The organism is Streptomyces sp. (assembly GCF_035645055.1).
In the GTDB taxonomy this organism is placed as follows: Bacteria; Actinomycetota; Actinomycetes; order Streptomycetales; family Streptomycetaceae; genus Streptomyces.
The window spans coordinates 23,830-41,240 of sequence record NZ_DASQNH010000031.1; the positions used below are offsets into that span (position 1 = coordinate 23,830).

At 72.2% G+C, this 17,411-nt stretch carries 18 protein-coding genes and 2 pseudogenes; 7 read left to right on the plus strand and 13 right to left on the minus strand.

From position 1 onward, the window contains the following. Positions 1-49 precede the first annotated feature (49 nt). Positions 50-327 (plus strand): annotated as a pseudogene (locus tag VE614_RS09760) (glycosyl hydrolase); the annotation flags it as partial. 212 nt (positions 328-539) lie between these two features. Here VE614_RS09760 and VE614_RS09765 read toward each other — a convergent pair. Both VE614_RS09765 and VE614_RS09770 read right to left on the minus strand, forming a co-directional pair. After that, positions 540-791: pseudogene (locus VE614_RS09765) on the minus strand (hypothetical protein); the annotation flags it as partial. 4 nt (positions 792-795) lie between these two features. Next, positions 796-1,743 carry an SGNH/GDSL hydrolase family protein gene (locus tag VE614_RS09770; RefSeq protein ID WP_324934765.1) on the minus strand — a complete coding sequence of 316 codons (948 nt, stop codon included), beginning with the start codon at positions 1,741-1,743 and terminating at the stop codon, positions 796-798. A gap of 226 nt (positions 1,744-1,969) precedes the next feature. Here VE614_RS09770 and VE614_RS09775 point away from each other — a divergent pair, with 226 nt between their 5' ends. Next, positions 1,970-2,464, plus strand: a complete 495-nt coding sequence (locus VE614_RS09775) for a DUF3145 domain-containing protein (protein WP_324934767.1) — start codon at positions 1,970-1,972, stop codon at positions 2,462-2,464. Between the two features lie 136 nt (positions 2,465-2,600). On the opposite strand, the gene VE614_RS09780 is transcribed toward VE614_RS09775, so the two are convergent. The 5 genes from VE614_RS09780 to fasR form a co-directional block, all read right to left on the minus strand. After that, positions 2,601-3,875: a beta-ketoacyl-[acyl-carrier-protein] synthase family protein gene (locus tag VE614_RS09780; RefSeq protein WP_324934769.1), complete on the minus strand. Its 1,275-nt coding sequence runs from the start codon at positions 3,873-3,875 to the stop codon at positions 2,601-2,603. Positions 3,876-3,950: 75 nt separating this feature from the next. Continuing rightward, positions 3,951-4,199: an acyl carrier protein gene (locus tag VE614_RS09785; protein ID WP_029384719.1), complete on the minus strand. Its 249-nt coding sequence runs from the start codon at positions 4,197-4,199 to the stop codon at positions 3,951-3,953. Positions 4,200-4,276: 77 nt separating this feature from the next. Then, on the minus strand, positions 4,277-5,278 hold the full coding sequence (locus VE614_RS09790) for a ketoacyl-ACP synthase III (RefSeq protein WP_324934771.1): 1,002 nt from the start codon (positions 5,276-5,278) through the stop codon (positions 4,277-4,279). 22 nt (positions 5,279-5,300) lie between these two features. Next, on the minus strand, positions 5,301-6,212 hold the full coding sequence (locus tag VE614_RS09795; RefSeq protein WP_324934774.1) for an ACP S-malonyltransferase: 912 nt from the start codon (positions 6,210-6,212) through the stop codon (positions 5,301-5,303). Positions 6,213-6,301: 89 nt separating this feature from the next. Then, positions 6,302-7,507 (minus strand): fatty acid biosynthesis transcriptional regulator FasR, encoded by a 1,206-nt coding sequence (gene fasR / locus VE614_RS09800; protein WP_324934775.1) that lies wholly within the window; start codon positions 7,505-7,507, stop codon positions 6,302-6,304. Positions 7,508-7,603: 96 nt separating this feature from the next. Here fasR and VE614_RS09805 point away from each other — a divergent pair, with 96 nt between their 5' ends. After that, positions 7,604-8,257, plus strand: coding sequence for a pirin family protein (locus VE614_RS09805; RefSeq protein ID WP_324935093.1), 654 nt, complete (start codon positions 7,604-7,606; stop codon positions 8,255-8,257). Positions 8,258-8,299: 42 nt separating this feature from the next. Here VE614_RS09805 and VE614_RS09810 read toward each other — a convergent pair whose 3' ends face one another. Both VE614_RS09810 and VE614_RS09815 read right to left on the minus strand, forming a co-directional pair. Further along, complete coding sequence (locus tag VE614_RS09810) at positions 8,300-9,121, minus strand: serine hydrolase domain-containing protein (protein ID WP_324934777.1); 822 nt, start codon at positions 9,119-9,121, stop codon at positions 8,300-8,302. A gap of 18 nt (positions 9,122-9,139) precedes the next feature. Then, positions 9,140-9,616 (minus strand): GNAT family N-acetyltransferase, encoded by a 477-nt coding sequence (locus VE614_RS09815; protein WP_324934779.1) that lies wholly within the window; start codon positions 9,614-9,616, stop codon positions 9,140-9,142. Positions 9,617-9,701: 85 nt separating this feature from the next. Between VE614_RS09815 and VE614_RS09820 the strand changes: the two genes are divergently transcribed. Both VE614_RS09820 and VE614_RS09825 read left to right on the plus strand, forming a co-directional pair. Continuing rightward, positions 9,702-10,163 carry a MerR family transcriptional regulator gene (locus tag VE614_RS09820; protein ID WP_324934781.1) on the plus strand — a complete coding sequence of 154 codons (462 nt, stop codon included), beginning with the start codon at positions 9,702-9,704 and terminating at the stop codon, positions 10,161-10,163. After that, positions 10,160-11,173, plus strand: coding sequence for an aldo/keto reductase (locus VE614_RS09825; protein ID WP_324934783.1), 1,014 nt, complete (start codon positions 10,160-10,162; stop codon positions 11,171-11,173). Before VE614_RS09820 ends, VE614_RS09825 begins: the two co-directional genes overlap by 4 nt. Positions 11,174-11,206: 33 nt before the next feature. Here the strand turns inward: VE614_RS09825 and VE614_RS09830 are convergent, their stop codons facing one another. The 3 genes from VE614_RS09830 to VE614_RS09840 all read right to left on the minus strand — a co-directional run bounded on the left by VE614_RS09830 (position 11,207) and on the right by VE614_RS09840 (position 14,108). Next, entirely contained in the window at positions 11,207-12,064 is an 858-nt protein-coding gene (locus tag VE614_RS09830; RefSeq protein WP_324935094.1) for a DUF4429 domain-containing protein, read from the minus strand. Positions 12,065-12,121: 57 nt separating this feature from the next. Continuing rightward, a complete protein-coding gene (locus VE614_RS09835; protein ID WP_324934785.1) occupies positions 12,122-13,339 on the minus strand; it encodes an alpha/beta hydrolase in 1,218 nt (405 codons plus the stop codon). Between the two features lie 127 nt (positions 13,340-13,466). Next, a complete protein-coding gene (locus tag VE614_RS09840; RefSeq protein WP_324934787.1) occupies positions 13,467-14,108 on the minus strand; it encodes a TetR family transcriptional regulator in 642 nt (213 codons plus the stop codon). Positions 14,109-14,222: 114 nt separating this feature from the next. Here VE614_RS09840 and VE614_RS09845 point away from each other — a divergent pair, with 114 nt between their 5' ends. Both VE614_RS09845 and VE614_RS09850 read left to right on the plus strand, forming a co-directional pair. Then, complete coding sequence (locus tag VE614_RS09845; protein ID WP_324934789.1) at positions 14,223-15,842, plus strand: MFS transporter; 1,620 nt, start codon at positions 14,223-14,225, stop codon at positions 15,840-15,842. A 272-nt stretch (positions 15,843-16,114) separates the two neighbouring features. Next, on the plus strand, positions 16,115-16,423 hold the full coding sequence (locus VE614_RS09850; protein ID WP_324934791.1) for a small hydrophobic protein: 309 nt from the start codon (positions 16,115-16,117) through the stop codon (positions 16,421-16,423). A gap of 190 nt (positions 16,424-16,613) precedes the next feature. On the opposite strand, the gene VE614_RS09855 is transcribed toward VE614_RS09850, so the two are convergent. Further along, positions 16,614-17,342 carry a potassium channel family protein gene (locus VE614_RS09855; protein WP_324934792.1) on the minus strand — a complete coding sequence of 243 codons (729 nt, stop codon included), beginning with the start codon at positions 17,340-17,342 and terminating at the stop codon, positions 16,614-16,616. Between the last annotated feature and the right edge of the window lie 69 nt (positions 17,343-17,411).

Sequence of the window (17,411 nt, forward strand, 5' to 3'; positions counted from 1 at the left end):
CATCCGGCGGCCACGGCAGCCGATGCGCGAGGGGAGGCGCCAGGACCCACTGGACATCGCCGTGCCCGGCCCGGGACCGTCTACGGGACCCGCCCTGGCCGAGGCCGTCCGGGACGGCCGGGTCCAGGAGTCCGCGGTCGACGACGCCGTCCGCGACGTGCTGCGGGCTCACCGCCCGCGCCGGCACCCTGGACGGCGCCGAGCCCGCCTCACCGGCCCGCCCGCGAGGTGGACGGCGAGGCCCCGGCCCGCGAGATCGCCGGCCGCTCCTTCGTCCTGGCCCGCAACGAGGGCGCGCTCCCGCTCGGACCCGGCACGGTCGCCCTTCGATCGACATCCCACGCCGGGCGTTCGAGATCTGGGACGAGATGACCAACTCGTGGTCGTTTGTGAAAGGTTCGTACGAAGTGGTGGCGGTGCGGTCGATCGCCGACCGCGGGGTGTCCGCGACGGTTACCGTCTGAAGCGGGACGACTCGTCCTGCCGAGCAGCCCCGGTCCGGGACCTGACCCCGGGCCGGGGCTCGCACGAAGTCGTGGTCGTACCCGGTAGCGGCCGATGAGCGCGCCCAGATACGGACCCGGGTTCTCCACAGAGCCGTCCAGCTTGTGGAAGCCCAGCGCCACGTTCGCCGTCCGGCCGTCCCTGCCGGGCACCTCCACCGACTGCACGATCCCGCCGTACGAGAGGATCCGCACCCGCACGCCGCCCCGCTCCAGGGACCAGCGGCGCGCCGGCGTGCCGTCGGGAAGCGTGCCGAATGTTCGCCCATGAGCGGAACCCCAGGTCACACCGCTAGGAGGGCGCCTCGCGGGCCGTCACCGCGCGATAGGCGATCTCCGCGAGCCGCGCCTGGCCGTCCACGCTCGGATGGAACCAGTCCCACGGGCTCAACTGCGCCGGCCCGAACCGGTACTCGTACACCGCGCCCCCGTCGAAGCGGCAGTACCGGTCCTCCGCGCACACCTCGCGCAGCACCCCGTTGTACGCCTCCACCCGCTTCTGCACCGTCGAGCGCCGCAGCTGCGCCGCCGCGTCCAGGGCATCGGCGTCGTCCAGCATCGACGGGCAGATGCCCAGCTCCCACACCCGCTTGCCCAGCGGACTGGTCCGGCCCTCGGACCACAGCCGCTTCAGATCGGGCACGCTCGCCACGTACACCTGCGCCTTGGGCGCGGCCCGGCGCAAGGTGCGCAGGGCCTGGGTGAAATCGGCGCGGAAGTCGGCCACCGGGGTCATCGCGTCCGCCGACGCCCGGCACGCGTCGTTCGCGCCCACCATCACCGCCACCAGCTCAGGACCGCGGGCCGCCGCCCGCGCCATCTGCCCGGGCAGATCGGCCATCCGCGCCCCGGTGGCCGCGTAGTTCCAGCTGTGCGAGGCCGCCCGGCCGCGCCCCAGCAGCCGCACCGCGAGACTGTCGACCTCCGGGCTGCTGCCCGTCGCCCACGACGCCTCCGGGCAGTCGGACAGAACCTCACAGGCGTCGAAGCCGCGGGTGATGGAGTCGCCGACCGCCGCGACCGACCGCGGGCTGGTGTCCCAGGCCGGGGCCGGCGAGGGCGCCGCCCGGCGCGCCTGGCCGCCTGACGGGCCCGGCGCGTCGCCGCCCACGGCGTCACAGCCGGCGGCACCCAGAACGGCGGCCGCGGTCAGGCCCGCGAGGACGGCGCGCGAACGGTGGCGTCGGTTCCACAGGTTCCGCATGCCCTGGTCCATCCCTTGCCGGTGATGTCGTGTCATGTTCCCCAACCCATGACAGCGTCCCAGGGTTCCCGGCGCGCCCCATGCGACGGGTCACACCCGTACAGGCGTCCTGCCGGGTGAATGGCGGAGGTTTCCCGCCGCCGGGACCGACGGTACGTCACACTCCTTGCCCTGCCGCACGGTAGCCTCGCCATCAACGTGGCCTGCCCGGCCACCACCGCCCGCCCACCCGCACCCTGTCCCGCTCAGCCCGGAGGTCCCGGTGACGACACGTGGAGTTCTGTACGTGCACTCCGCGCCGCGCGCGCTGTGCCCGCACGTCGAGTGGGCCGTCGCCGGGGTGCTCGGCACGCGCGTCAACCTCGACTGGATCCGGCAGCCCGCCGCCCCCGGCACCTGGCGCTCGGAGTTCTCCTGGCAGGGCGAGCCGGGCACCGCCTCCAAGCTGGCCTCCGCTCTGCGCGGCTGGCACCTGCTGCGCTTCGAGGTCACCGCGGAACCCTGCCCCACCGCCGAGGGCGAGCGCTACAGCTGCACCCCCGACCTGGGCATCTTCCACGCCGTCACCGGCATCCACGGCGACATCCTCATCCCCGAGGACCGCCTGCGCGCGGCCCTGCTGCGCAGCCAGCGGGGCGAGACCGACCTGGAAGCAGAGATCGCCAAGCTCCTCGGCAAGCCGTGGGACGACGAGCTGGAACCCTTCCGCTACGCCGGCGAGGGCGCCCCGGTCCGCTGGCTCCACCAGGTCGTATAGACCCAGGATCACTTTCCCGGGGGCTCGTGAACTGCGCGGGATTCCCCCACGGCCCGCACCCGGCACCGCGCACCCGCCCCAACGGCGAACGGCCCGCCCCACCGAAGGGACGGGCCACTCTTCACCACCGACGGGGTCACACCGTCCGGAACGCCAGCACCACGTTGTGCCCACCGAACCCGAAGGAATCGTTGAGGGCCGCGATACGGCCCTCCGCGGGCAGCTTGCGGGCCTCACCGCGCACGATGTCCGCGTTGGCCTCGGCCTCGGGGTCGAGGTTCTCGACGTTGATGGTCGGCGGCGCCACCCGGTGGTACAGCGCGAGGATGGCCGCGACGGACTCCACACCACCGGCGCCACCGAGCAGGTGACCGGTCATCGACTTGGTGGCGGACACCGCGAAGTGGTCGGCCTCGTCGCCGAACACCTTCCGCAGCGCCTTCAGCTCGGCCACGTCACCGGCCGGCGTCGACGTCGCGTGCGCGTTGACGTGCATGATCTCCGCCGGGTCGAGATCCGTCCGCTCCAGCAGGTTCTGCAGCGCGTGCGCGATACCGCGGCCCTCGGGCTCCGGCTGCACGATGTCGTGGCTGTCGGCGGAGACGCCCTGCCCGACCGCCTCGGCGTACACGCGGGCCCCGCGCCGGGCGGCGTGCTCGGCGGACTCCAGGACGATCACACCGGCGCCCTCGCCGAGGACGAAGCCGTCCCGGGCGACGTCGTACGGCCGGGACGCGCCCTGCGGGTCGTCATTGTTCTTGGACATCGCCATCATGTTGCCGAACGCGGCGATCGGCAGCGGGTGGATGGCGGCCTCGGTGCCACCGGCGATCACCACGTCGGCACGGCCGGTGCGGATCATCTCGATGGCGTAGCCGATGGCCTCGGCGCCGGACGCGCACGCGGAGACCGGCGTGTGCACGCCCGCACGGGCGTTCACGGCCAGACCGACGTTGGCCGACGGGCCGTTCGGCATGAGCATGGGGACGGTGTGCGGGGAGACGCGGCGGACGCCCTTCTCCTTCAGCACGTCGTACTGGTCCAGCAGGGTCGTCACACCGCCGATACCCGAGGCGATGACGGCGCCGAGCCGGTCGGGGTCGACGGACGAATCCTCCTCACCGGCCTTGCCGGTGAAGCCCGCGTCGGCCCACGCCTCCTGGGCGGCGATCAGCGCGAACTGCGCCGACCGGTCCAGCTTGCGGGCCTGCGGCCGCGGGATGACCTCGGTGGGCTCCACGGCCACCGGCGCGGCGATCCGGACCGCCTGCTCGGCGGCCCAGTCCTGTTCGAGAGGCTTGACGCCGGAGCGCCCGGCGACCAGGCCCTCCCAGGTGGAGGCTGCGTCGCCACCCAGCGGTGTGGTTGCGCCGATACCGGTGACGACCACGGTGCGATTGGTCGGGCTCACGGGAATTCTTTCTCCAGATCGATGGATTCAGCGGCGCCACCGCCGGGTGGCGGGGCAGGCAGCGGGCCTTGAGGATCAGGCCTGGTGCTTGAGGATGTACTCGGTCGCGTCGCCGACCGTCTTGAGGTTCTTGACGTCCTCGTCGGGGATCTTGACGTCGAAGCGCTCCTCGGCGGCGACGACGACCTCGACCATGGACAGCGAGTCGACGTCCAGGTCGTCGGTGAAGGACTTGTCCAGCTGGACGTCCTCAACCGGGATGCCGGCGATCTCGTTCACGATTTCGGCGAGACCGGCGACGATCTCTTCCTGAGTGGCGGCCATGTTGGCGCTCCTTCGTTGTGTATCCAGAGGGTGTGGCGGTGGATCCGCAGCGGATCGCATGATCCGGCACGGAGTGCCTAGGGGAGGGTAACGACCGACGCGGCGTAGACGAGACCCGCCCCGAATCCGATGACGAGCGCGGTGTCGCCGCTCTTCGCCTCGCCGGTCGCCAGAAGCCGCTCCATCGCGAGCGGAATCGAGGCGGCCGAGGTGTTGCCGGTGGTGCGGACGTCACGGGCGACCGTGACCGACTCCGGCAGCTTCAGGGTCTTCACCATCGAGTCGATGATCCGCTCGTTGGCCTGGTGCGGGATGAAGACATCGAGGTCGGCGGCGGCGACCCCGGCGGCGTCCAGCGCCTGCTGGGCGACCTTCGCCATCTCGAAGACGGCCCAGCGGAACACCGCCTGGCCCTCCTGCGTGATCGCGGGGAACCGCTCGACCTCGCCCTCGCGGTAGTCCGTCCACGGGACGGTCTGCTTGATGGTCTCGGACTTGTCGCCCTCGGATCCCCAGATGGTGGGGCCGATCGCGGGCTCGTCCGAGGGGCCGACGACGACCGCGCCGGCGCCGTCGCCGAACAGGAAGGCCGTCGCGCGGTCCTCCAGGTCGGTCAGGTCGCTCAGCCGCTCCACGCCGATGACGAGGACGTACTCGGCCGAGCCCTCGACGATCATGCCCTTGGCGAGGGTGAGGCCGTAGCCGAAGCCGGCGCAGCCCGCCGAGATGTCGAAGGCGGCGGCCTTGTTCGTGCCGAGCTTGTCGGCGATCTCGGTGGCGACGGCCGGGGTCTGCTTGAAGTGCGTGACGGTGGAGACGATCACCGCGCCGACCTGCCCGGCGGTGATCCCGGCGTCCGCGATCGCCTTGCCGGACGCCTCGATCGACATCGCGGCGACGGTCTCCTCGTCGTTCGCCCAGTGCCGCGTCTGGATGCCGGACCGCGAACGGATCCACTCGTCCGACGAGTCGATCGTCTCGAGGATCACCTCGTTGGGCACCACGCGGGTGGGCCGGTAGCCGCCCACGCCCAGGATGCGGGCGTACGGGGCGCCCTTGGCGGGCTTGATCTTCGACATGTGTCGGTCGGCTCCTTAGGGCTCAGGCCTGCTCTGCGACGAGCTCGCGGGCCGCGTCGAGGTCGTCGGGGGTCTTCAGGGCCAGCGTCTTCACACCGGGCAGCGCGCGCTTGGCGAGACCCGTGAGGGTGCCGCCGGGGCAGACCTCCAGCAGGGCGGTGACGCCCAGCTCCTTGAAGGTCTCCATGCACAGGTCCCAGCGGACCGGGTTGGCGACCTGGCCGACCAGCCGGGCGACGACCTCGTCACCGGTGGCGACGGTCCGCCCGTCCTTGTTCGAGACGTAGGGCACCTTCGGGTCGGCCGGCGTCAGCTCGCGCGCGGCCTCGGCCAGCTTGTCGACCGCGGGCGCCATGTGGTGCGTGTGGAACGCGCCGGCCACCTTCAGCGGAACGATCTTGCGGACGCCCTCGGGCTTGTCCTCGTTCAGCGCGGCCAGCTGCTCCAGCGTGCCCGCGGCGACGATCTGGCCCGCGCCGTTCACGTTCGCCGGGGTCAGGCCCAGCTTCTCCAGGTGCGCGACGCTCACCTCGGGGTCGCCGCCGAGCAGCGCCGACATACCGGTTTCGGTGATCGCGGCCGCCTCGGCCATGGCCAGGCCGCGCTTGCGGACCAGGGTCAGCGCGGCGGTGTCGTCGAGGACACCGGCGAACTGCGCCGCGGTGATCTCGCCGACGCTGTGCCCGGCGACGGCACCGGGGGAGACGTCACCCAGTGCCGCGGCCGACAGGATGCCGGCGGCGACCAGCAGCGGCTGGGCGACGGCGGTGTCGCGGATCTCGTCCGCGTCGGCCTTCGTGCCGTAGTGGGCGAGGTCCAGTCCGATGGCGTCCGACCAGGCGGCGACGCGGTCGGCTGCCCCGGGCAGTTCGAGCCAGGGGGTCAGGAAGCCGGGCGTCTGGGCGCCCTGGCCGGGAGCGACGAGTACGAGCACTCTCACACTCTCTCTTGGGGACGGGCACGGCCGCCCGTGAGGACAAGGACGAAGAACAGGAGGGGGTTTTGTGGACCCCGGACAAAAGACTAGGTCTGGAGATCTGCGTCGGACAGACGCCCCAGGATGAGCGCGATACGAAGGGTGAAGGCGGAGCGTACATCGGACGGCGACCATCCGGTGACGTCAGTCACACGTCGGAGCCGGTAGCGCACGGTGTTCGGGTGAACGAAGAGCATCCGCGCGGCGCCCTCCAGGCTGCTCGCCTGCTCCAGATACACACTCAAGGTCTCCAGGAGCGCGGACCCGGCCTCCTCCAGCGGTCTGTAGATCTCCTCCACCAACTGCTCGCGGGCGCCGGGGTCACCGGCCATCGCGCGCTCCGGCAGCAGATCGTCCGCCAGCACCGGCCGCGGGGCGTCCTGCCAGGCGGAGCACGCCTTGAGCCCGGCCGCGGCGGCCTGCGCGGACCGGGTCGCGGCCAGCAGGTCCGGCACGACCGGCCCCGCCACGACCGGCCCGGCGGCGAACGGCCCGATCAGGGACTTCGCCACGGCGAGCGGATTGTCGCTGCCGCCCGCGATCACCACAAGGCGGTCCCCGAGCACCCCGGTCAGCACCTGGAGCTTGGCGTGCCGGGCCGCCCGCCGGATCGCCTCCACGGTCAGCTCCGAGTCGCCGTCGGGTGCCGTGCCCAGCACCACGCAGACGTGCTCCGGGGAGTTCCAGCCGAGCGCGGCGGCCCTGGACACGGCACCCTCGTCGGCCTCCCCGCTGAGGACCGCGTTCACCACCAGCGACTCCAGCCGGGCGTCCCAGGCACCGCGTGCCTCGGCGGCCTGCGCGTAGACCTGGGCGGTGGCGAAGGCGATCTCCCGGGCGTACACGAGCAGCGCCTCGCGCAGCACGGACTCGTCGCCGGGCGCCGCGACCTCGTCGATCGCGCTCTCCATGACCTCGATGGTGGTGCGCACCATCTCCACGGTCTGCCGCAGCGTGATCGCCCGGGTCAGCTCGCGCGGCGCGGTCCCGAAGACATCGGTGGAGATCGCCTGCGGGGCGTCCGGGTGCCGGAACCACTCGGTGAAGGCGGCGATACCGGCTTGCGCGACCAGCCCGATCCAGGAGCGGTTCTCCGGGGGCATGGCCCGGTACCACGGCAGGGTCTCGTCCATGCGTGCGATGGCCTGCGCGGCGAGGGAGCCGGAGGACTTCTCCAGCCGCTTCAGGGTCGCGGGATGCGGGTGGACGGCGTGCGCTGCGGCTTCGGACTTGCTGGCTTCGGGTTCGGGCACGGGACAAGACTGCCTTATCGGGCCGGGACCCTGCGCCGCCGGGTCGGACTAGGGGCAGCCCCCGGGGCGAGCCCCTAGGTCTACGGTGGGTGCGTGATGGACGTACGGCGCGCCGACGAGCGCTATCCCGGAGGGGACCCGCGGGCGGGGATCGTATCCCGGCACGCTTTCTCCTTCGGCCCGCACTACGACCCCGGCAACCTGCGTTTCGGCGCGCTGATCGCCTGCAATGAGGAGCGCCTGGCCCCGGGCGCCGGCTTCGACGAGCACCCGCACAGCCACACCGAGATCGTCACCTGGGTCGTCGAGGGCGAGCTGACCCACCGCGACTCCACCGGCCACGAGACCCGGGTCCGCCCCGGAGACGTGCAGCGCCTCAGCTCGGCGGGCGGCGTCCGGCACGTGGAGCGCAACGACGGCACGGCACCGCTGACCTTCGTGCAGATGTGGCTGGCCCCGCTGACCCCGGGCGGCGACCCGTCCTACGAGATCGTCCCCGGCATCGCCGACTCCACGCCGTACGCGGTCCCGGAGGCGGGCGCGATGCTCCACGTCCGCCGCCTGACCCCCGGCGAACGCACGGCGGTCCCCGACGGGGCGTACGTCTACGTCCACGTGGCCCGCGGCGCACTCCGCCTGGCCGGCGAGACCCTGGGCCCGGGCGACGCGGCGCGGATCACGGGGGCGAAGGACCTGGAGGCCGAGTGCGTGACGGAGTCGGAGCTGCTGATCTGGGAGATGGCGCGGTAACCGTCACACGGCGCGGTGACCGTCACACGGCCACGGCGGGGCTCAGCCCCGCACGTCCGCCAGCACCGCGTCCGTGAACGGCGGCCACGCCTCGACCGCCCACGGCCCGAACGCGCGGTCGGTCAGCGCGACGCACGCCGCCCCCGCCTCCGGGTCGATCCACAGGAACGTCCCGGACTGCCCGAAGTGCCCGAACGTCCGGGGCGAGGACGCGGCGCCCGTCCAGTGCGGCGACTTCCCGTCCCGGATCTCGAAGCCCAGCCCCCAGTCGTTGGGGTTCTGGTGCCCGTACCCCGGAAGCACGCCCTTCGTGCCCGGGTACTGCACGGTCATCGCCTCGGCCACGGTCCGCGGGTCGAGCAGCCGCGGCGCCTGCACCTCGGCCGCGAACCGCAGCAGGTCCCCGACGCTCGACACCCCGTCCTTCGCGGGCGACCCCTCCAGCGAGGTCGACGCCATGCCCAGCGGCTCCAGCACCGCCTGACGCAGATACTCGGCGAACGGAATGTCCGTCGCCTTCGTCACATGGTCGCCCAGCTGCTCGAACCCGGCGTTGGAGTACAGCCGCCGCTCGCCGGGCGCGGACATCACCCGATGCTCGTCGAAGGCCAGCCCCGAGGTGTGCGCGAGCAGATGACGCACCGTCGAGCCGTCCGGGCCCGCCGGTTCGTCCAGCTCGATCGCGCCCTCCTCGTAGGCGACCAGCACCGCGTACGCGGCCAGCGGCTTGGTGACCGAGGCCAGCGGGAAGCGGCGGTCGGCCGGGCCGTGGGTCCCCAGGACCGTGCCGTCGGCGCGTACGACACCCGCCGCGGCGGCGGGAACCGGCCAGTTCTCGATCAACGCGAGGCTGTTCAGCGACATGCCGTCGAGCCTAAGCGCTCACAGCCGCAGTTCCATCAACGGGTCCGGCTTGCGGGCGAAGCCCATCGAGACGTACAGCGGCTCGGCCTCGGCGGACGTGGTCAGCTGCACGAGCCCGGCGCCGCGCTCCCGGAACCAGGCCAGCAGCTCCTCCACGCACGCGCGGGCGTACCCCCGGCGCCGCAGCGCGGGCTCGGTCGCGACGCTGAACACGTATCCCACCGTGCCGTGCGGATCGCCGGCCCGCCCGATCCGGTAGTCCAGCGTCCCGGCCACCAGCGCGGCCAGCGCCCCCGGCCGCCGCGGATGGTCCACGACGAACGCCGCGAACTCCCCGTCCGGCTCTGCCAGCCGTGCCCGCAGGCCGGGCAGCGACTCCGTGTGCCAGTCGGCGGTGGGCTCGGAGCGCACCGCGTCGATCATCACCTGCCGCAGCCGCAGCACCTCCGCCGCGTCCCGCGGTCCCGCACGCCGTACCCGATGTACTAGTCCCATGCCGCCTACGGTACTTACCTGGCTCGGTGATTTCTCGGCCTTTTCGCTTGCTTGGAGTGCACTCCAAGGTCATAGCGTGGAGGCCATGACGGTGATGCAGACCCTGCCCGCGGCCACCGAGGACACCCCCGCCGAAACCGACATCTGCTCCGCCGCGCCACGCAGGCACCCCCGCCCCGACGGCCAGGACCGCTACACGATCAGCGAGGTCGCGGCCTTCACCGGCCTGACGGCCCACACGCTGCGCTGGTACGAGCGGATCGGCCTGATGCCCCACATCGACCGCTCGCACACCGGCCAGCGCCGCTACACCAACCGCGACCTGGACTGGCTCGACCTGGTCGGCAAGCTGCGGCTGACCGGCATGCCGGTCGCCGACATGGTCCGGTACGCCGAACTGGTCCGCGCGGGCGACCACACCTACGACGAACGGCGCGAACTGCTGGAGACGACCCGGCAGGACGTGCTCGCCAGGATCGCCGAACTGCGGGACACACTCGCCGTACTCGACCGGAAGATCGACATCTACTCCGAGAGGACCCGATGACCGACAGCACCATCCCCACCGTCCGGCTGGGCGGCGAAGGCCCCGAGGTGGGAATACAGGGCCTCGGCTGCATGGGCATGAGCTTCGCCTACGGCCCCTCCGACGCCGAGGAGTCCAGGGCCACCCTGGAACGGGCGCTGGAGCGCGGCGTCACCCTGTACGACACGGCGGACGCGTACGGCGCCGGCGACAACGAGCGCTTCCTCTCCCCCTTCTTCAAGGCCCACCGCGACGAGGTGACCGTCGCCACCAAGTTCGCCCTCGCGATCCCGCCGGACGACCCCACCCGGCGGATCATCCGCAACGACCCGCCCTACATCCGGCAGGCCGTCGAGGACAGCCTGAAGCGCCTCGACATCGAGGTCATCGACCTCTACTACATGCACCGCCGCGACCCGGAGGTCCCCATCGAGGAGACCGTCGGCGTCATGGCCGAGCTGGTCCGCGAGGGCAAGGTCAAGCACCTCGGCCTGAGCGAGGTCACGGCCGCCGAACTGCGCGCGGCCCACGCGGTCCACCCGATCGCCGCCGTCCAGTCGGAGTGGTCCCTGTTCAGCCGCGACATCGAGCGCCAGGTGGTCCCCGCGGCGGCCGAACTCGGCGTGGCCCTCGTCGCCTACTCCCCGCTGGGCCGTGGCTTCCTCACCGGCTCCTTCGCCCGCGCCGAGGACCTCACCACCGGCGACTTCCGCCGCCAGCAACCCCGCTTCACCGGTGAGAACGCGGCGGCCAACGCGGCCCTCCTGGACCAGGTCCGCCAGGTCGCCGACCGCCACGGCGCCTCATCGGGACAGATCGCCCTGGCCTGGGCCCACCACCGGCAGACGGTCCACGGCCTCCCGGTCATCCCCATCCCGGGCACCCGCAAGCCGGCACGGGTGGACGAGAACACGGCGGCGGCCCGGATCGCCCTCACGGACGAGGACCTGTCCGCCCTGGACCCCATCGCCTCCCAGGTGGCGGGCGACCGCTACGCGGACATGACGTTCACTTCCGCAGGACGGGAGTAGAGAGCTGGTCGGGGAACGGCGATCCGGCAGACGCTAGAGCTCAGCCAGCAACTCGGCCTTCTTCACGGAGAACTCCTCATCAGTGACCAGCCCGGCCTGATGCAACTCCCCGAGATGCCGAATCCGCTCGGCGATATCCGCGGGGTCGCGGCGCCGATGTGCCGCGGCCACCGCGGCCACCGGCCCCCGCACCCGCACCGCCTCCAGCACCGCCGCCGCGAACGGCAGCGACTCGTGCACCGGCCCGTATCCCAGCCCGAACACCACGGCCGCGGGATCCTGATCGGCCTGCGCGGGCTGATCGGCGCCGTCCCGCCGGAGCAGCCGCAGATACCCCTCGAACAACTCCGGCGACCGCCACTCGACGCCGCCCAGCTCGGACACGGCGAAACTCTGGTCGCCGGCCTTCCACTTCGCCGACGAGGCCCCGGTCCAGAACCACCGGAACCGCACGGTCGACCCGTCGAAGGACGCCTTCCCGTCGTACGCCTTGAAGGACAGCGGCCCGGTCGGCCCGGCGACCAGGAACCGGTCGGCGGGCCCCGACTCGGTCAGCAGCGCCCGCAGCTCGTCGGCGTAGTACTCGGCGAGCGTCTCCCTCTCGGCCGGCAGCACCAGCCGGTACGGATCCCCGTGCTCCCTGAGCTGCCCGTCCGCCGCTTCCAGAAGCGGATCGGCCCCCGGCCGCACCTCCGCCCGCAGGACGACGGTCCCGCGCCGACCAGGGCTGAGCGACACCCCCTGCAACGCCGTCAGCGGCACCCGGCGCTCGCCGAGCGTCTGGAACAGCTTGGGTGTTCGAATCCCCCGTTCGTAGCGGATGAGCACGGAGTCGGACTCGAACTCCCAGGCGGCATGAAATCCGGCCAGTACGTCACCCATGCGGCTCATCGTATGCGGCACGCGCTCTTTCGTCCCCTCCCTGCGCAAACCGTCGTTTCTCCGCCTCTACGCGCGTCCGGCCGTCATCGCGCCGGACAAACCCGCCCGGCACATGCCCTGATCGTCGGCGCAGTCCACCGCGCGGTACGCGCCAACCCCGATCTCGGCGAGGTTGGCGAGGCTGTCCGTGCCGGGTTCGAAGTATCCGGCGTGCCCCTCGGCGTCGCGCGCCGACAGCAGCCGGGCGCCGAACGCGGCGGACATCGGGTCCGCGCCGTGGCCGAGGCCGCCCAGGTCCAGGTACGGCACGTCCTGGATCCAGTCGTCGGCGTCCCGCATCGCCCACACACGGGCGGAGGTGCCGAGGTGGGCCGCCTTGGCGACCCGCATGCCGGGGCTGCCGGCCACCGCTATGTCGGCGACCCGGTCCGGCAGCGTGTGCGCGGCGACGCCGCACACCACGGAGCCGTAGCTGTGGCAGAACAGGGAGACCGGCGCGTCGCCGGGCAGTGCCCGCACCAGGGCGGTGAGCCGGACGGCGCCGTCCTCCGCGCGGCGCGCGGTGGCCGCGTCCATGCCGATGCCGCTGGGGGCGGTGTAATCGGCCCAGGCGATCACGGCCGTGCGGGTCGTGGGACTCGCGGCGCGCTCGGCGGCGTACAGGGACTTCGCCATGCCGACCGGGGCGGAGAACTTGCGGTAGGCGCGCTGGAAGGTGAGCAGGTGGGTGTCGACGCCGGGGACGACGACGGAGACCCGCTCGGCCCGGTCGAGGTCGCCGAAGACCTCGGCGACCCGGCCGGAGCCCTCCGGGTCGAAGGCCAGGATGTGCCGGTCCTCGCGCATCAGGGCCTCGAAGCGGTTCTTCCGGCGGCCCGCCTCGTGCTGCCCGGCCGGGGTGAGCCGGGTGTCGTGCATGCGCTTCAGCTCGACTCCGCGGGCCTGGCCGAGGGCGATGCGGTTGGCGCGGTAGCGCAGGTCGACGGGGGCGCCGTTCATGTTGCCGACGGTGAGCGGATAGCGGCGGGCGAGCCGGGCGCGCTGGGCGTCGGTGAGGGAGGCGAAGAAGCGGGCCAGCCGGGCGGGGTCGGAGTCGGGGTCCGGCAGCGGGTGTCCGTCGATCCGCCCCTTCTCCCAGGCGGTGCGGGAGGCCTGCATCGGGGTGCTCTCCCGCTGGCCCTTCAGGGCGGTCCAGCCGGTGGTCGCCAGCATGACGAACACCACTGCCAGCGCGAGCAGGGCGCGCCAGAGGTTGAGGTGCGGGGAGGTGTCGAAGGAAGTCACTGGGAGGACACACTAGGAGAACGGGAGGGTCTCGCGTGAACGCTGTGACAGTCATCACGTTTGAATGACGTGTTGTCAGGTCAGGCTGATGGGTTGTGGGATCCAGACCGCACGCCGGCCCGTGGATCTAGGCCGTACGCCAGTCCGCGGCCAGCGCGGGTCCCACCTGATCGAGGTACGCCGACGTCAGCGCGCGCAGCGTCTCCATGCTGAAGTCGTCCCCGGCGCTCCACAGCCGCTCGGTGACCCGGATCACCCCGCCGAAGACGGCCACCGCCACCCGCGGCCGCGGATCGGCGTCGACGTCCAGGCCCTCACGCTCGGCGATCAGCCGCGCGACCTGCTCCTCGGTCTCCGTGGCGCTGCGCAGATAGGCGGCGAGCAGTACCGGCGTCGACTCGATCACCCGGTACATCCGCAGATACAGCTCGATCGGCACCACGGACTCGACGACCTCGTGCAGCGTGTCCCAGCCGTCCTGGACCGCCCGGCGCAGCGCCTCCAGCGGCGGCTCGTGGGCGGGGCGGGCGCGCAGGGCGGCCACGAAGTGGTCCACCGCGAGGCGCTGGGCGGCGAGGGCGGCGTCCTCCTTGCCGGCGAAGTACCGGAAGAAGGTGCGCTGCGAGACGTCGACGGCGGCGGCGATCTCGTCCACGGTGGTCTGCTCGTACCCCTGGGTGGTGAACAGTTCGAGGGCGGCCCGTACCAGCGCGTCCCGGGTGCGCTGCTTCTTGCGCTCGCGCAGGCCGGGGGCTGTCGCGGTGTCCATGGCGCCTCTCCTCTGAACTGTGCCCCCAGTTCAGACCCTAACGAGTCGACGTGACAGTTACCGACACGTGAAAACGTTTGTCAACTGTCAGTGGCTGTCACTAGCCTCGAACGCATGACTAGTCAGACCACCATCGACAAGACGGGGCCGGGGGACGAAGCGGCGTCAGCCCCGTCCGGACCGACGCCGGCCAAGGGCCTGCGCGGGCATCCGTGGCTCACCCTCATAACCGTCGCCGTGGGGGTCATGATGGTGGCCCTCGACGGCACCATCGTGGCCATCGCCAACCCGGCGATCAAGGAAGACCTGAAGGCGAGCTTCGCCGACGTCCAGTGGATCACCAACGGCTACTTCCTCGCCCTCGCGGTCGCCCTGATCACCGCGGGCAAGCTCGGTGACCGCTTCGGCCACCGGCAGACCTTCCTCATCGGCGTCGTCGGCTTCGCCGCCGCCTCCGGCCTCATCGGCATGTCCAGCAGCATCGCGCTGGTCGTCGCCTTCCGCGTCCTCCAGGGCCTGTTCGGCGCGCTGCTGATGCCGGCCGCGCTCGGCCTGCTGCGGGCCACCTTCCCGGCCGAGAAGCTGAACATGGCCATCGGTATCTGGGGCATGGTCATCGGTGCCTCCACCGCGGGCGGCCCGATCCTCGGCGGTGTGCTCGTCGAGCACGTCAGCTGGCAGTCGGTCTTCTTCATCAACGTGCCGGTCGGCGTCCTCGCCGTCGTCCTCGGTGTGATGATCCTGCTCGACCACCGCGCGGAGAACGCCCCGCGCTCCTTCGACATCCTGGGCATCGCGCTGCTGTCGGCCGCGATGTTCTGCCTGGTGTGGGCACTCATCAAGGCCCCCGAGTGGGGCTGGGGCGACGGCCTGACCTGGACCTTCATCGGCGCCTCGGTGCTCGGCTTCGCCCTGTTCGCCTTCTGGGAGACGCGGGTGGCGGAGCCGCTGATCCCGCTGGGCCTCTTCCGCTCCGTGCCGCTCTCCGCGGGTGTGGTGCTGATGGTGCTCATGGCCATCGCGTTCATGGGCGGCCTGTTCTTCGTGACGTTCTACCTCCAGAACGTGCACGGTATGGGCCCGATCGACGCGGGCCTGCACCTGCTGCCGCTCACCGGCATGATGATCGTCGGCTCCCCGCTCGCGGGCGCGCTGATCACCAAGCTGGGCCCGCGGGTGCCGCTGGCCGGCGGTATGGCGCTCACCGCGCTCGCCATGTGGGGCATGTCCACGCTGGCGGCGGACACCGGCAGCGGTGTGATGTCCCTCTGGTTCGCGCTGCTCGGCCTCGGTCTCGCGCCGGTCATGGTCGGCGCCACCGAGGTCATCGTCGGCAACGCGCCCATGGAGCTGTCCGGTGTGGCCGGCGGTCTCCAGCAGGCCGCGATGCAGATCGGCGGCAGCCTCGGCACGGCCGTGCTGGGCGCCGTGATGGTCTCCAAGGTCGACGGCGACCTCGCCGGCAACTGGGCCGACGCGGGCCTGCCGCCGCTCACCCCCGAGCAGCAGGCGCAGGCCTCCGAAGCCATCCAGGTCGGCGTGGCGCCGGTGCCGCCCGGCACTCCGCAGGAGGTCGCCGGGAAGATCACCGAGGTCGCCCACGACACCTTCCTCTCCGGGATGTCGCTGGCGTCGCTGGTCGCCGCGGGTGTCGCGGCCGTGGCGGTGCTGGTCGCGTTCCTCACCAAGCGCGGCGCGAACGCGGAGGCGGGAGCGGGCGCGGCCCACATCTGACGCACCGTCCGGCGCTCCGCCCGTCCCGGGCGGTGTTTCCCCTATCAGGGTGACAACGCTAAAGATCCCTCCCGCCCCGGACGCACCGCGGGTCACAGTGGGTCAAGTCCTCTGTACGGCATGTTCCGTTGGCAAGTTCGTACGGCGAGGAGGGCGACCTGCGCTGCGGCGCGCCGCTGGAGGGGGGTGGCGCGCCGGCAGGCAGGATTGGGACGCACAGCGGGGGTACCCGACTCATCGGACCCGAAGGAACCGAACGGTTCAGGGAGTTGATGATGGCGGGCTTCGGACACGGAACGCGCAGGTACCCCCGCTCACGCGGCCGGATGGGGTCGCGGACCGGGCCGGATCGCGCGACGCTCGGCATCGTCGGAGCCATCTGCGCGGTCGCAGGCTTCTTCGTCCTGGGCATCATCCTCGGCCCGGTGGCGATCGCCTGCGGCTGGCTCGCTCTGAACCGCACCTTCTCGGGCCCCCGCCCGGCCCCGGCCCTCATCGCCGTGGTCCTGGGCGCGATAGACACGCTCCTGGCCCTCATGTGGCTGTCAGGAGCGACCACCCCGGGCACCGGCATCTTCTGAGCCGGGGGGAGTGCGGGGGAAGCCCCTGCGCCCGCCGCGGCCGCGCACCTGCGAGCGGCCACGCCGCAAGGCAGCTGCGGGCAGTCGTGCCGGAGGGCGGCACGGTGGGCGCTGGGGCCCCTGCTCGAAGAGCTCGGGGGCGGCACCCCGCGACGCCGGGCGCCGCCCGCCCGCCTACCGTCCCCGGGGCCTACCGCGGCTCCCGCAGCGCCGCGACCTCCGCGCGCAACGCCCGCACCTCCTCCGTCAGCGCGGTGATCGCCTCCGTCTGCCGCCGCTCCTCCGCGTCGTCGCTCTCGAAGCGGGAGATGAACCACGCGGCGATGTTCGCGGTCACCAGACCCAGCAGCGCGATCCCGGACAGCATCAGCCCCACCGCCAGCAGCCTCCCCACCCCGGTCGTCGGCGCGTGATCCCCGTATCCGACGGTCGTCATCGTCGTGAAGGACCACCACACCGCGTCACCCAGTGTCCGGATGTTCCCGGCCGGAGCCTCCCGCTCCACGGACAGCACGGCCAGCGAGCCGAACATCAGCAGCCCCACCACGGTCCCGGCGACATACGTGGTCAGCCGGATCTGCGAGGCCATCCGCGCCCGCTGCCCGACCAGCAGCAGCGTCGACACCAGCCGCAGCAGCCGCAGCGGCTGGATCATCGGCAGCAGCACCGCGCACAGGTCCAGCCAGTGCCGCCGGACGAACGTTCCGCGCCGCTCGGCGAGCCCGAGCCGCACCAGGTAGTCGACCGCGAAGGCGCCCCACACCGTCCACTCGACGACCGCGCACCCGAACGTCACCGACTCGCTCGCCGAGCTGTGCACGATCGGTACGGCGTAGGCGACCGCGAAGGCCACGGCAAGCCCCATCAGGGGTTTCTGCGTGCGCTGCTCCCACCGGACCCGCGCGGACTCTTCCTTCATGCCGGGCATCGTAGGGAACGCGAAGGGGGCGGTGGACCCGCAGGTCCACCGCCCCCGCGAGATGGGAGG

Excerpts from the sequence above, each read along its gene's own strand:
- VE614_RS09770 (WP_324934765.1), bottom strand. The coding sequence starts at position 1,743 with ATGACACGACATCACCGGCAAGGGATGGACCAGGGCATGCGGAACCTG.
- VE614_RS09785 (WP_029384719.1), bottom strand. The coding sequence starts at position 4,199 with ATGGCCGCCACTCAGGAAGAGATCGTCGCCGGTCTCGCCGAAATCGTG.
- VE614_RS09790 (WP_324934771.1), bottom strand. The coding sequence starts at position 5,278 with ATGTCGAAGATCAAGCCCGCCAAGGGCGCCCCGTACGCCCGCATCCTG.
- VE614_RS09805 (WP_324935093.1), top strand. The coding sequence starts at position 7,604 with ATGGACGTACGGCGCGCCGACGAGCGCTATCCCGGAGGGGACCCGCGG.
- VE614_RS09810 (WP_324934777.1), bottom strand. The coding sequence starts at position 9,121 with ATGTCGCTGAACAGCCTCGCGTTGATCGAGAACTGGCCGGTTCCCGCC.
- VE614_RS09815 (WP_324934779.1), bottom strand. The coding sequence starts at position 9,616 with ATGGGACTAGTACATCGGGTACGGCGTGCGGGACCGCGGGACGCGGCG.
- VE614_RS09820 (WP_324934781.1), top strand. The coding sequence starts at position 9,702 with ATGACGGTGATGCAGACCCTGCCCGCGGCCACCGAGGACACCCCCGCC.
- VE614_RS09825 (WP_324934783.1), top strand. The coding sequence starts at position 10,160 with ATGACCGACAGCACCATCCCCACCGTCCGGCTGGGCGGCGAAGGCCCC.
- VE614_RS09830 (WP_324935094.1), bottom strand. The coding sequence starts at position 12,064 with ATGAGCCGCATGGGTGACGTACTGGCCGGATTTCATGCCGCCTGGGAG.
- VE614_RS09840 (WP_324934787.1), bottom strand. The coding sequence starts at position 14,108 with ATGGACACCGCGACAGCCCCCGGCCTGCGCGAGCGCAAGAAGCAGCGC.
- VE614_RS09845 (WP_324934789.1), top strand. The coding sequence starts at position 14,223 with ATGACTAGTCAGACCACCATCGACAAGACGGGGCCGGGGGACGAAGCG.
- VE614_RS09850 (WP_324934791.1), top strand. The coding sequence starts at position 16,115 with ATGATGGCGGGCTTCGGACACGGAACGCGCAGGTACCCCCGCTCACGC.
- VE614_RS09855 (WP_324934792.1), bottom strand. The coding sequence starts at position 17,342 with ATGAAGGAAGAGTCCGCGCGGGTCCGGTGGGAGCAGCGCACGCAGAAA.